Source organism: Sinanaerobacter sp. ZZT-01 (assembly GCF_035621135.1).
Taxonomy (GTDB): domain Bacteria; phylum Bacillota; class Clostridia; order Peptostreptococcales; family Anaerovoracaceae; genus IOR16.
Map to the genome: position 1 here is coordinate 2259565 of NZ_CP141728.1, position 14158 is coordinate 2273722.

At 37.6% G+C, this 14158-nt stretch carries 10 protein-coding genes; 8 read left to right on the forward strand and 2 right to left on the reverse strand.

The window, feature by feature from the left end; genetic code table 11:
- From smc to U5921_RS10815, 6 genes are all read left to right on the forward strand, one after another.
- On the forward strand, positions 1-3552 hold the full coding sequence (smc, locus tag U5921_RS10790) for a chromosome segregation protein SMC (protein ID WP_324823227.1): 3552 nt from the start codon (positions 1-3) through the stop codon (positions 3550-3552).
- A 29-nt stretch (positions 3553-3581) separates the two neighbouring features.
- Positions 3582-4478 carry a signal recognition particle-docking protein FtsY gene (gene ftsY / locus U5921_RS10795; RefSeq protein ID WP_324823229.1) on the forward strand — a complete coding sequence of 299 codons (897 nt, stop codon included), beginning with the start codon at positions 3582-3584 and terminating at the stop codon, positions 4476-4478.
- An 81-nt stretch (positions 4479-4559) separates the two neighbouring features.
- A complete protein-coding gene (locus U5921_RS10800) occupies positions 4560-5042 on the forward strand; it encodes a GNAT family N-acetyltransferase (RefSeq protein ID WP_324823231.1) in 483 nt (160 codons plus the stop codon).
- Positions 5043-5158: 116 nt separating this feature from the next.
- A complete protein-coding gene (locus U5921_RS10805; protein ID WP_324823233.1) occupies positions 5159-5518 on the forward strand; it encodes a helix-turn-helix domain-containing protein in 360 nt (119 codons plus the stop codon).
- Positions 5519-5612: 94 nt separating this feature from the next.
- Complete coding sequence (locus tag U5921_RS10810; RefSeq protein ID WP_324825987.1) at positions 5613-6035, forward strand: pyridoxamine 5'-phosphate oxidase family protein; 423 nt, start codon at positions 5613-5615, stop codon at positions 6033-6035.
- A 132-nt stretch (positions 6036-6167) separates the two neighbouring features.
- A complete protein-coding gene (locus U5921_RS10815; protein ID WP_324823235.1) occupies positions 6168-7367 on the forward strand; it encodes a transglutaminase-like domain-containing protein in 1200 nt (399 codons plus the stop codon).
- An 81-nt stretch (positions 7368-7448) separates the two neighbouring features.
- Here U5921_RS10815 and U5921_RS10820 read toward each other — a convergent pair whose 3' ends face one another.
- Positions 7449-10907, reverse strand: coding sequence for a PBP1A family penicillin-binding protein (locus tag U5921_RS10820; protein ID WP_324823237.1), 3459 nt, complete (start codon positions 10905-10907; stop codon positions 7449-7451).
- A gap of 264 nt (positions 10908-11171) precedes the next feature.
- On the opposite strand from U5921_RS10820, the gene U5921_RS10825 reads away from it, so the two are divergent.
- On the forward strand, positions 11172-11588 hold the full coding sequence (locus U5921_RS10825; protein ID WP_324823239.1) for a HutP family protein: 417 nt from the start codon (positions 11172-11174) through the stop codon (positions 11586-11588).
- Here U5921_RS10825 and U5921_RS10830 read toward each other — a convergent pair.
- Entirely contained in the window at positions 11585-11872 is a 288-nt protein-coding gene (locus tag U5921_RS10830; protein ID WP_324826034.1) for a hypothetical protein, read from the reverse strand. The genes U5921_RS10825 and U5921_RS10830 overlap by 4 nt on opposite strands.
- Here U5921_RS10830 and U5921_RS10835 point away from each other — a divergent pair.
- Positions 11769-14150, forward strand: a complete 2382-nt coding sequence (locus tag U5921_RS10835; protein ID WP_324825988.1) for a DNA internalization-related competence protein ComEC/Rec2 — start codon at positions 11769-11771, stop codon at positions 14148-14150. The genes U5921_RS10830 and U5921_RS10835 overlap by 104 nt on opposite strands.
- Positions 14151-14158 lie beyond the last annotated feature (8 nt).

Here is a 14158-nt window from a genome sequence, read left to right on the forward strand (position 1 = left end):
TTGTACTTTAAGCGAATTGAACTGCATGGATTTAAATCCTTTGCTGACCCAGTAAGCATCGAATTTCACGAGGGGATCACATGTATAGTAGGCCCGAATGGAAGCGGAAAGAGTAATATTTCTGACGCCATACGATGGGTACTGGGTGAACAAAGTCCCAAAATGCTTCGAGGCGGAAAAATGGAAGAAGTGATTTTTGCAGGGACTGCAAGCCGTAAGTCGAGAGGGATGGCGGAAGTAACGCTTGTCATTGATAATAGTACAGGCGTTTTACCCATTGATTACGCAGAAGTTGCTATAACGAGAAGGATGTATCGGTCCGGAGAAAGTGCATATTCGATTAATAATAATCCTTGCCGTTTGCGAGATATTCGGGAGCTGATCATGGATACCGGAATCGGAGTAGACGGCTATTCATTGATTGGACAAGGAAAGATTTCTGAAATAGTGAGCAATAAGCCCGAAAGCCGCAGAGAAATTTTTGAAGAAGCCGCTGGGATTGTAAAATATAGAAGTAAAAAAGCGGAAGCCGAACGTAAGTTAGAATCTTCGCAAAATAATTTAGACCGTGTCAACGATATTGTTGGTGAAATTGAAAGCCGTATTGATTCCTTAAAAGAGGAAAGTGAGAAAGCATCCGAGTATATGGTGCTTCGTGATAAATACAAAGAAATAGAGATTAATATTACATTAAAAAACATTGAATCAATTGAGTTGAAGAATGAATCTTTAAAAGACGATTTGACGGAATTAAATATTCAAATAGAGAACGATAAAGAGAAAAAAAAGACAGTTGATGCAGAACTGAGTGAAAGCCGTATGAACAATGAACAATTGGAAATACAGGGGTTGGAAACAAGGGATTTGCTTTTAAAGAAGGTAGAAGAAATCAATTCGCTGGTAAATCAAAGTCAATTAAGTGATGAGAAATTATCGACGATGGAAAAGGACGCTGAACGTTTAAAAGAGGAAATCCTTAATTTGGATAAAAAAACCGATAAAGAAATGGTCAACCGCAAAGAGCTCGAGCAGAAATATGATAAGCTCAAAGAAGAATGGCAGAAATATAAGGATGAATTACATAATAAAACACAATCTTATGAAATGCTTTCTTCAGAGGTAACTACACAAGAAGCAGTGGCGGAAGAGCAAAAAAATCGCATTTACGAGCTCCATTCAATCATGAGCAGTAAAAAAGCAGAGTCTAACAGCTTATTGAGTCTGCTGAATACACTGAAAAGCAGGCAAGAACAATTAAATACAGAGAAGGAAACGACTTTTCTTTCGAATAAGGGTATGAGACAGACTTTTGAAAAGGTGCAATCTGAAAATCGTGCAGCTTTGGATCATTTGAAACAAATAAAAGAAAACTTACAAGTGACAAAAATCCAGTATGAAGAAGATTTACAAAGAGAAAAAACACTAGGTCAAAAGCTTGCAGATTTAAGAATTTCAATGGGGCAGCTTACGACTCGCCAAAAAATGATGGAAGAAATGGAGCAGGCGTATGATGGTTACAACCATGGAGTTCGCTTCATTATGCGTTCCAAAGAATTAACGGGAATCCATGGAGTCATTACTGATTTAATAGAAGTGCCGCTGGGCTATGAAACAGCGATTGAGACGGCATTGGGCTCAGCAATGCAAAACATTGTCTGTGAAGATGAAAAAAGTGCACAGGCAGCAGTTTCGGCACTTAAAAGAAATCGGGCAGGGCGTTTGACCTTCTTGCCTCTCTCCAGTATAAGAGCAGGGAACCACGCAAGAGATGACCGGTTGAACAATGCGACAGGATTTAAGGGGGTTGCAGTAGACTGCATCGGATTTGATCCTAAATATAAAAAAATTATGGAATATCTTCTTGGAAGAGTGATCCTTGTAGAAAAATTAGAACATGCAGTTGCTCTATCCAAAAGCATTTCAGGTGGATTTCGATTTGTTACACTTGAAGGTGAAGTATTGAATGCGAGCGGTGCAATAACAGGTGGTGTTTACCGCAACAATACGGCGAATTTATTAGAGCGAAAAACTGAAATCGTTAAATTGAAAGATGCTTTATCCAAGATGGAACAGGAAAAAACACAGGGAGATAGAGCTTTAGAAGAACTGCATGCTCGTATCAATCAGTCTAAAGCAGCATTAGAAACACAGGAAAAAGAATATAGAGAAACGGAAATGGTATCAATGCGTACCGAAAATGAATTGAAGCATGTTTCTCTACAGCTGACTGAAGCAGAAAGCAGTGAAAACCGCTGGATCAGAGAGCTGGAGCATATAACAAATGAAGAGCAGTCTGCAAGGTCGATGATTGAAGAACTCAGCATGGTTATAACAAGTGCAGAGCAGGAAAAATCTGCTTTAGAGGATTCTGTTGAAGAACAAACAGAAAAATTCAGAGACAAGAAACAAGAATTGCAGAAAATGCAGGAAGACATAACAAAGCTGCATATTGAAGTGAATACATTAAAAAACGAGTGCAATGGTTTTGTGCAAATGGATCAGAAGATTGAAGACTATTTGCAAGAGCTGACAAAGGAGAAAGAAGCAAAAGAAGCGGCTATTCACAGTATAGAGGAAAGAAAAGCTCTGTTACAGCAGGGTGGCGGTGATTTGAAATCTGCGGTTTCTTCCAAAGAAAAAGAAAAGTTAGAACTGGAACAGATGCTTGTCAATCTTCAAGAAGAAAAGAAAAGGCTTGTTCAATCTTTAGAAGAGGCAGAGAAGATCAAAGCATCCATAGATGAGAAGCTTTTACAGGAACAGACAAATAAACACGATTTGGAATTGAAGCTGGCAAAAAATGAAACACAGGTAAATTCTTTTAAGGATAAGCTTTGGGAAGACTTTGAAATTTCTTATATTCAAGCGATGGAATTTTCAAAAAAAGAATTTATTATGAATACAGCGGTAAAGGAAAGCCGTGAAATTAAAAGCCGTATGAAAGTGTTAGGAGAGGTTAATCTCGGTTCGATTAAAGAATATGAAACTGTTAAAGAACGATATGAATTTTTAACAGAGCAGCGTTCTGACCTGTTGCAGGCAATAGATGCGTTAAAACAGATCATATCAGATATGGATAAAACCATACGAAATAATTTTAAGGATAGCTTTGATAAAATAGTCGCAAATTTTGAAAAAGCGTTTCAGGAGCTATTTGGAGGCGGAACAGCGGAGCTTCGTTTGGAAGATGAAACAAGGCCCTTGGAGTGCGGAATTGAGATTGTAGCACAGCCGCCAGGTAAAAAATTGCAGAATATTAATTTAATGTCGGGCGGAGAAAAGACAATGACCGCAATTGCACTGATGTTTGCAGTATTAAGAGCAAAGCCAACCCCATTTTGTATATTAGATGAGGTAGAAGCAGCTTTAGATGAAGCAAATATTGACCGCTTTGCACAGTATTTAAGAAATTTTCATGAAATACAATTCGCGTTAGTGACACATCAAAAGGCAACAATGGAATTTGCGGATGTATTGTATGGTGTAACTATGCCGGAGCAAGGAGTATCAAAAGTAATCTCGTTGCGATTTGGAGACCGTTTTGAGTTATAGCTGAAAAAAATTTAAGGGAGAATAGAGTTATGGCGTTCGGAATAAAAAAATCCTTCTTTGGACGATTGCAGGAAAAAATAGAAGATGTCATTTTTATGCGTCCAGAGATTGATGAAGAAATGCTTGACGATTTGGAAGAGGTTTTGATTACATCAGATATTGGGATGGAGACAACAAATAAAATCATTGAACAGCTTCGAAGCGATATCAAAAGTTTGAGGATTAACAATGCAGAGGGTGTGAAGGAACAGATTAAAAAAATTGTAGAAGCTTTAATTGATAAAAAGGAAGCTCATTTGATTTCGTCAAAAACACCGTTGGTTCTATTAATGATTGGTGTAAACGGAGTGGGAAAAACTACCTCCATTGCAAAGATAGCTTATAAATTTCAAAAACAAGGGAAATCGGTTCTGATCGCAGCAGCAGATACGTTTCGTGCGGCTGCAAGCGAACAGCTTGAGGTTTGGGGAGAACGTCTTGGCGTAAATGTGATTAAGCATCAAGAAGGTGCAGACCCATCGGCTGTCATTTTTGATGCGATTCAATCTGCGAAAGCAAAAGAGATTGATATCTTAATTTGTGATACGGCAGGGAGACTGCAGACAAAGAAAAATTTAATGACGGAATTAGAGAAAATGTATAAGGTTATTGAAAGAGAGTATCCACAGGCAGAAAGAGAAACTTTGCTTGTATTAGACGCTGCAACTGGAAAAAATGCAGTGTCTCAAGCAAAAGAATTTGGGCAAATTGCCGATATAACTGGAATTGTTTTGACAAAGCTTGACGGTACGGCAAAGGGTGGTATTGTCATTACCATTTCAGATGAGTACAATATGCCGGTAAAATTTATCGGTGTGGGTGAAGGAATGGAAGACTTAAAAGAATTTGATCCGCAGGAATTTGCGAAGAGCTTGTTCGAATCATAAATCTGAAAGGATTGTTGATAAATAAAACAATACTAGCATATAGTATTTTAGAGAAAATTTTGGAAAACAGGAGGAGAAAAGATGAAAGAAGTAAAGGTGAATGGAAATTTTTATGTAAAAGTTTACGAAAAGAAGGATGAAGAAGAGTATCTGGAAATGCGTAAAAGCCCGATGATTAAGCGTACAAGCGGATTTGATACATTACGTTATCAGCCGTTGACAGAGGCAATTAGCGTGTTGTTGGTAGTTGAAAAGGATGAAGATGCAGAAATACCGGTAGGTTATGCGGTTCTTCATAATTTAGATGACAAAGAATATCAGAAGAGTGTGTCTAAAGTCTACGGAATTGAAATTAATGCAAAGTATTTTGTAGGAGATTTTATGATTGCCCAGAGTTACCGCAGAGGTGGTATCGGCAAGCATTTTATGGAATATGTGATTAATGATTACTGTAAAGAAGAAAGTTTAATGATGAATCCAAATGAAGAAGATGCATTGTTCTGGCATTCGGTTGGCTTTGCATTTGTAGGTACAAATAAGAAAAACGGTATGCGTGTAAACTAGAGGAAAAAGAGTAGGATATGGAGCTGCGTAAAGTGTGGCTCCAATGTGTAAGTTTTTGTACGGCATAGTCGACTTTGGCTATGCCGTTTTTCTTTTATAATCGCTGAGGTGAAATCATGAAAATACGAGATGAATATACTTGTCCATTAGAATTAACACATGACATAATAAAGGGAAAATGGAAACCTATTATTTTATGGCAGCTTGGTAAAGGCAAGCGGTCACTGGCACAACTTGAAAGCGAAATAAACGGTATTAACCAAAAAATGCTAATCGAGCAACTAAAAGAGTTGCAAGATTTTGGAATAATTAAAAAGAAAGCATTTGAGGGCTATCCCTTAAAAGTAGAATATTCATTAACAGGGCGTGGACAAAAACTATTAGAAGCAATTACGATTATGCAAACGATTGGTATTGACTTTATGAAAGAAAACAGTATGTTTGATGTACTGCGTGAAAATGGATTTATAGATTAACATACCCACAAAAAAGTGAGTAATTTACTTTCTCATTGTGTCATGATATGGTTGACATAGGTGAAGATCTAAGATTATATAGTGAGGTGATACGATCTTAAAAGATGCGGAGAAAACGATTGGTAACTTGATTGATAAGCAAAGAATTGCTTTTATTAGCTCTGTGGATGATGATGGATTTCCAAACACAAAGGCAATGCTACCACCACGAAAAAGAGAGGGTATAAAAGTTTTCTATTTTTCAACCAATACATCCTCATTGCGTGTATCACAATACCGGGTCAATTCTAAAGCGTGTATCTATTTTTGCGACAAGAGATTTTTTCGTGGTGTTATGTTAAAAGGCATAGTAGAAGCATTGGAAGATGCTCAGAGCAAAAATATGATTTGGAAAGATGGCGATACCATGTATTACCACCAGGGAGTAACGGACCCGGATTATTGTGTTTTACGCTTCACGGTTAGTGAGGGAAGGTATTATTCTAATTTCAAATCAGAAAATTTCTTCATTGAGTAGTTTTTGTCCTGTCTTTTCTGTTTTGGTAGATTCTGCTGATGGCTGTTTTTGTATTTTTTATGTATAATAAACGTAAATAGAAAAAAGTGAGCGTTTATCGCAAATTATAAATTAAGAGAAAGAGAGGTTGCCATGACTGTATTTAACGATATTAACATGATTACGATTATTATGATTGGAATATTTTTGATGCCCATAGTGGTTGGTGCATTGAATCCGATATCAGGCAGCCGAATATATCATTCTCTATTGTCTATGGTAAATAATTTTAAATTTATATTAGGAGTTCTCTTAACATTTCATTCTTTTAGAATGATATTTTTTAATGAAGAATACCGTTTTTTCGAGAAGTTGTACCAACTAAATCCATCTTTAAAAAATTGGATGTTTCGTTATGAGCATGATATCGTAGCTTATGTCATTGTATTTTTTATATTATTATACATGATTCTATGGATTTTAGACCTTTGTGCAATTCCGTTTTATCGGTATATTATGTATCCGTTAAAAAATAAAATTTCTGTCTTCGTTCAGCCAATGAGTGAAAAAGCGAAACGAGTATGGAGTATCGCGTGGGGAATACCAAAGTCGATCTGTATGATTGTAGTATTTTCTTTGTTGTTGAGCTTTTATATCAATTATGTAAATAACCCGACTGCTGTTAATTATATTAATCGTTCTATTGCTTATCAACAAGTGCGTGAGCGTATATTGAACCCTCTTTTCAGCATAGATCTGGCTAAAAATATACCGGTTGCAGTTTTCGATTCCATCAAAAAAGCGAACGAAGATTTTACGTCTTCCAATCAGGATGGAAGCATGGACTCAAATTATTGGAAACAAACGGTTATAAAGTATTTTAATGGGGTGACACTGGATGAGGCAGTAAAATCGAATACTGAGATTGATGATATGGCAAGAAAAATTGTTGGGACTGAGGAAAATGAAAGACAAAAAGCATATTTGCTCTATGATTGGGTTCGAAGGAATATTCAGTATGATAAAGAGAAAGCTGAAATGATATCTGAAAATTCTTCTCATATAAATTCTGGAGCGATTGTAACGTATGTGGAAAAAAAAGGGGTTTGCTTTGATTACGCATGCCTTTACGTCACGATGTGCCAGGCGGTTGATATCAAGGTTCGTTTTGTTACAGGAATGGGATTTAATGGTGTGCAGTGGGGGGAACATGCATGGAATCAAGTTTATGATTCCAAGGAAGAAAGCTGGATTCCTGTCGATACAACCTTTGGAAGTGGTGGAGTAAATTATTTTGACAACTTGGACTTCTCCGAAAGTCATAAATATGAAGTCATTCAGGGTGAATGGTAACAGAATATAGAAAAGAGGTTATCTCTTGATGTAGAACCCATCAGGAGATAACCTCTTTGTTTTGTATCAATTTATTTCAATTTAATTTAGCCAATCCGGTTGCTTTGATGGATTACTTGGTGTATTCGTTACAACAGGAGGTAAAGGGGTGGTATTTGTTTGATTGTTGTCTTCATTTGAACCACCTGTTGAACCATCTGTTGAACCATCTGTATCGTTTTCTCCATCCTCGGAAGAGCCTGGTGGAACAAAGTCAGGATCTACTGTAGCGTTATTACTAATTGGATATTTTGAAGTATCTAAATTGTGTAGGTGGCAGTAAGCAGATGGAACGTCATAAATGGCATCTGCTACACCTGAGACATTACCTCCGGGTCTTTTGATTGCTACCTTATGAACTGGATTTGGACACCAAGGAGTTGCTAGTAAGCCGGAACTGCTGCAAACTGTAATCGGAACATGGACATCATCGATTTCAGTTGGTTCGGTACCGGAAACAAAATATTCATTTTTTACCGTTCCTCTTGGATCCATAGAGCTGTATTCACTAGGGAGCTTGCCGGATTTGGTATCTATGGCTTTTTTGATGACATCATCAGCAGTCGGGAAGGTTCCGGTAGGAATATTTGCATGAACCTGTTGCATGATTTTACCCCATAGTCTTGTAGCAGAAGCGCTACCTTGACTTAACTTAATGTTTACATCGTTTCCAATCCAAACAGAAGCAGAATATTGCGGCGTAAATCCTACGAACCAAGCATCATAATTATCTGTAGTCGTACCGGTTTTTCCTGCAACCGGCTGATTCGAAATAGCGGCACGTTTTGCAATTCCATTTGTTACGGTTGTTCGTAAAATATCTGTCATAATGAAAGCTACACCACGATCCATAGCTTGCTCAGTAGAAGCCTTATTTTCTAAAATAATCTCGCCCTTTTTGTTCGTGACTTTTGTATAGCAAGTCGGTTCATTATAAACTCCCTGATTTGCAAAGGTACTGTAAGCCGCACACATTTGAAGAGGAGAAATACCATCAGACATACCGCCTAAAGCTAACGCAGCAGCATTCATATCATTAACTGAGCCGGATTCGACAACAGATGTAACTCCTAATTTTTTTAAGAAGTTTAAGGAACGTTTTTCACCGATGTCCATCCAAACCTTAACTGCATTGACGTTAACGGACTGCTCGACGGATTCCCGGAGTGTATGAAGACCACGGTAGCTGTTATACCAGTTTTTCGGCCATAGTTTTCCTTGTAGGTACAGAGGTGCGTCATCGATCACGCTGCCTGCAGTCCAATGTGTCTGCCCGTCAACTGCACTTTGGAGTGCAGGAGCATATACAGCCATCGGTTTAATTGCGGAGCCTGGTTGACGGGTTGCGGTGGTACGATTGAAGAGTAATCTTCCCTCAATACTTCGTCCGCCTACCATTGCTTTGATACCGCCTGTTTTATTATCCATTATGACCATTGCTGATTGTGGCTGCATTATTTTTTGTCTTAATGAAAAATGGTCGCTGCTTATCGTCAAATTCCCATTTTCGTCCAACTGGAAAAATTGTGGACGCTCTTTCAAGAATTTTGCTGATATGGTAAGATTCCCGTCTGCGTCTCTACTTTTATATTCCGCAGGAACTTGAATGATTCCGCCTTCAATACTATAAAAGATATTATCCTCAACCGTATATAGATTATTTTTAAATTCAATATTGTAGTCAACGACATTGTGTACCTGTGTTTTAATAAATTTTAAATTGTTTCCTTTTAACAGAGTCAAACTCCCGTCTGAATTTTTCTGATATTCACCCGACTTTATGGTAAAGCTGTTATCGCGGTTAAAGTACGCAGATTTGCTGTATAAGAGAATTCGATTTTTCTTATCACGTACGTTTCCGGATTTATCTTTATTTAAGGATACCACCTTTGGAAAGTTTGAGGCACTTGCAAATTCTGTTTCAGCAATTTTCTGCATGTTAACATTCATCGTCGTATAAATGCGCAGTCCGCCGTTGTAAAGCAGATTTCGGGCATCGGCTTCCTTCATTCCATTTTTATCAATCAAGTCTTTAAGAACTTGCTTGATGGTATAATCAGCAAAATAAGAGGATATATCATTTGTATTATCCTGTGCTGGATTAATCGAAGCTCGAATGTCATAGTCAATGGCTTCCTTATACTGGTTTTGTGTTATTTTGCCTTGCTCTTTCATGAACTTGAGTACGAGTTGTTGCCTTGGAATAAAAGAATCGTTATACCAAACGGTGTATTCTTCTCCACGGCGTAAAATATCCAGACCTTCGGTATCCAAGACTTCATTTTTTTCCTGTTTGACAGGGGCATAGGCATTTGGGAGTTGCGGAAGTGTTGCTAATAGTGTGCATTCCGGAAGAGTCAGGTCTTCTACATCTTTAGAAAAATATGCTTGCGATGCAGCCTGCACCCCGTTTGCGTGGCTTCCTAAGAATATTGTGTTTAAGTACGCTTCAATAATTTGTTCTTTGGTCAATTTACGCTCCAAACAAACCGTATAATAAGCTTCCTTAATTTTACGTGTCATAGAACGTTTTGATTTACTTTCTGCGAGATATAAATTACGAGCTAATTGCTGTGTAATCGTACTGGTACCACCAATCTTTTCTCCCTGTGTTATGCTCTCAAAAATAGCACCAAAGATACGGATAAAGTTAAATCCATGATGCTTCCAAAAAGTTTTATCCTCTATTGATACAAAGGCATTAACAAGATCAGGCGGAAGCTGATTATAGGATACGTTGGTACGAAGACCTTTCCCTTGATTTAAGCTATCTACAATTTCTCCTTCGTCATCATAAAGGACGGAATTCTCAGATAAAAGAGCATAGATATTATCCGGGTCAATCGGTGGAGCCGTTACAATGATGGAAACGACGATAGCAGCGATAATAATGCAGAACGCCAGTCCTGCGGAAATGAGAAATTTAAACAGCTGCTTCGTGTTAATTCGATATTTTTTCTTTTTCTTTTTTGAGTCACCCATTGTTGTCCTCATGTTACTTTCCGAATCTTGCATTTCATCATTTCGTTCCAGAATTTTTGCGTTTATTAATAAAGAGATAAGAAAGCATTTTACACGCATGAAAAAACCTTGTTTTCCCTGATCGGAGGAATTTTCAGAGTGCTGTAACGAAGAAATAGGCGTTTGCAAGTTCCTTTTTTCTTGAGTTGATTTTGAAAATGGTTTTACAATTTTATTCGAAGCTGCGCTTTTTTGATCTCCGTGAAGGCGCTGCATTCGGCTAGGCCTCGTTGTTTCTGATTCGAGTTTTGCCATGTTTTTCCGAAATAATTCATCGGAATCATTTGTTTTTCTGTAGTTTCGATCGAAATCGTTGCTGATTTTATCAAAACGATCTTCAATTTTTTCACTGTGTGATTCGCTTGAATTTATGTTGTGATGCTCCGCTTTTTTATCAGCGGCGGGTACTTCTTCAAATTGACGGAGAAAATCATCAATTTCTCGCTTTGAATCGTCTTTATTTTTAAAGTCATCGCCCAAAAGGATCACCAACCTTTCTTGTCAGATTTATATTTTCTTGTCATTGCTGCCTTTCCTTTTTGAATTAACTAGCAGTGATGATGTGCGCATACTACACAAGTAATTCTAATTTACCAGCATATAGTATAGCACACTATACAATTATTTGACAGCAAAAGGACGGAAAATGTTCCGAAACGAAAGAAGAATTCACATTGCAATAGATTTGATTGACGTAGTATAATCATTTCAACAGAGAAGAATAAGGAAGGAAAAAGAGTAAATATGTATGATAGTATAGATGTAGCTAGAGCTGCCGTTAAGCTGGCAGTTACATCGACTCGAAGTGCTGAAGAACAGATGATTTTACGGTTGAAGGAAAGAGATATATTCGGTGCGGCAGTTGATGTTGGTGGTGACGTGGTCAATTCCATTCATATTATTATTGAACGGGCGATTTTAGCCTCCAGAAAAAACAGTGTAACAAAGGAATGTCACGTGGAGGATGGAGCAATTGCGGGAGCGACCAGAGAAGCGTTGACACAAATCATTGCAAAAGCTACGGGACTAAATGGAGGCGGAAAGATCGCTATTTGCCGCCACAAAGAACATCTAAGCGTTTGTGTGTTTATGAGTATTGGATTGCTGCATTTAAATGAAGTTGTGATTGGTCTGGGGCATCGTTCTTTGCCTGGCAATTAATTGACAATTATTAACATAAATTGTAAAATGACATTGGGGAATACAACATGAGAGTAGTTTTCGATGAAAGGGAGTTTAATCTTGAGAAGACTATTTGCTTTTTTGTTTTTTTCCTTTGCAGCAGGGGTCTTGGAAAACATTGTGATTTCAGAAGCCAGGACAGCCTTTTTTTTACAGGTCGTGAGCGGTATTTTTATTGCTTGCTTTTGTTTCTTAGAAAAAAATAATAGAAGAGAGTCTGTGATAAGGGCAGGCTTTTTTTTATTTGTATTTTTTATTGGCATTCAGTATCCCTCCTTTTTTCAGCTGCATTCAGCTTTAGATAAATACGCCGGAGAGGTGATTGTATTAAAAGGCATGGTATGCTCGGTAAGTGAAAAGGAAAATAGCATGCGTATCTTATTGAAGAGTAATGCAGTTTCAGCAAATGCATATGAGGGTGACTGGAAGTGCGTTTCCGCGCGCGTGTTATTAACAATAAGGAAACAGGATGGGCTAGATGAAAAATGTCTATATGGAGAAGAAATTTGTGTAAAAGGAATATTAGAGAAGCCACAGCAAGGGAAAAACCCCGGAATGTTTGATTATGCAGAATATCTGAAAAGCAAAAAAATTGACTGGGTTATGTCTGTGGGTTATGGGCATTTTGAAATGAAACAGAATAAAACGAATAAAGTAGTATGGTTGGCTGCCCAATTTAAAGAAAAGGGAATCAAAAGCTTGCAGCAAGTTTTGACTGAGGAAAAGTGCGGACTTCTCGTTGCAATGCTTTTTGGGGATAAAAACTATATGGAGGAAGAGTTATATGAGTCCTTCCAAAAAAATGGAACTGCGCATATTTTGGCGGTTTCCGGTATACATGTTCACTTACTATACCTGTACATCAGCCGTTTTTTACAAAGAGAAGCGAAATTACAAAGAAGCCTGCTGATACTGCTTTTCTTGTTTTTGTATGCGACGCTCGCAGAATTTTCACCATCTGTGGTACGAGCCTCTCTTATGATAGGAATTCATATCTTAGCTTCTCTTTTGATGCAGAGATATGACTTCTTCAGTGCAATCTGTTTTAGTTGTTTTCTTCAGATCCTATATAATCCATATGTAATATGTAATGTTGGGTTTCAATTATCGTATCTGGCTGTCTATTCTTTAGCAGTTGTATTGCCTTGGGTTGACAGCCGCATTGACCGATTAATCCTCAAGACAGGAAATGAATGGATTGGGAATGTAGGAAGATTTTTCTCTCCTTTACTTGTATTACAGATTATGATGGGGCCGATGGTTGCATTTTATTTTAATACCTTTTCATTTTCCGCTTTTTTCTTAAATATACCCATTTTATTTTTTGCCGGAATGCTCATTCCGATTGGGATGAGTCTGCTTTTTCTTTGCTGGCTGCCCTATTCGGGTGGGTTCCTTTTTGGGATTGCGGCAAAATCTGCTGATTTGCTGCTGGAAGCAATGTTGTTTTTAAATGAACTGTTTACAAGATGGGGCAACGGGTATTTTTGGGTTGTGAGTCCGCCCTACGGTGTTTTAATTTTATTTTATGGGATACTTTTTTTCTTTTGTACTGAAATGCACTGTATTCTGTACAGAAGAAAAAAGGTACAGCGGATTTATATTATTTTTACAGTAATTATGTTATGTGCTTGTGTTTTACCGTATGTTTTAGGAATTGCTGATGTGCCTCATCCTTTTTCAAGGAGACTGCATCAATTGACTTTTGTTGATGTAGGGCAGGGAGACTGCCTTCACATAAGGACACCAAACGGAAAAAATATTTTGATTGATGGCGGGGGCAGTGCCAGTTTTGATACAGGAAAAAAGATCCTTTTACCTTACTTATTAAAAAATGGAGTAGACCACATTGATCTTGCAGTCGTAACGCACCTTCACACAGATCATTTCAAAGGAATTCAGGGGCTTTCTATTTTTATGCCCATTACTTACTTAGCTACTTATGAAGGCAACCAAATTCGGGAAGAGGAATTTTCTTTGGGGGCAGAGTATGCAGGAAAAGAAGGAAGAATGAATGAACTTACGAAGCGGCAAAAAATTCAGAAGACAGAGACTCTTTATCTGAAAAAAGGAGATCAGATTAAACTGGACGAAGGAATCTGGCTTGATGTTTTGGCGCCAAGAGAGATGTCTTTAAAGGAATATGAAAACCTGTTCGATGCGGAAGATGAAAATGCAACTAGTTTAATCATTAAAGTGTCATATTTGAATTGTACAGTCTTGATGACTGGTGATTTAGGATTTGAAGGAGAACAGAGCTTGATGAATTCGGTTGAAAATTTTAAGAAACTGCACTGTGATGTGTTAAAGGTTGGACATCATGGAAGCGCATATTCTACCTCTGAGGAATTTATAAATGCAGTTTCGCCTAGTCTTGCTGTGATCCAAGTCGGAAAAAATAATTTTGGTCATCCAGCTTCACGCGTGATTGAATTATTTCAGAAATACGATATAATGTTAGCTAGAAATGATTTAGACGGTGCGGTTTTTCTGGATAATCTCTCATCTAAAACCATAAAAATAGAAAAATTTTGCAAATAGGTGCAGAA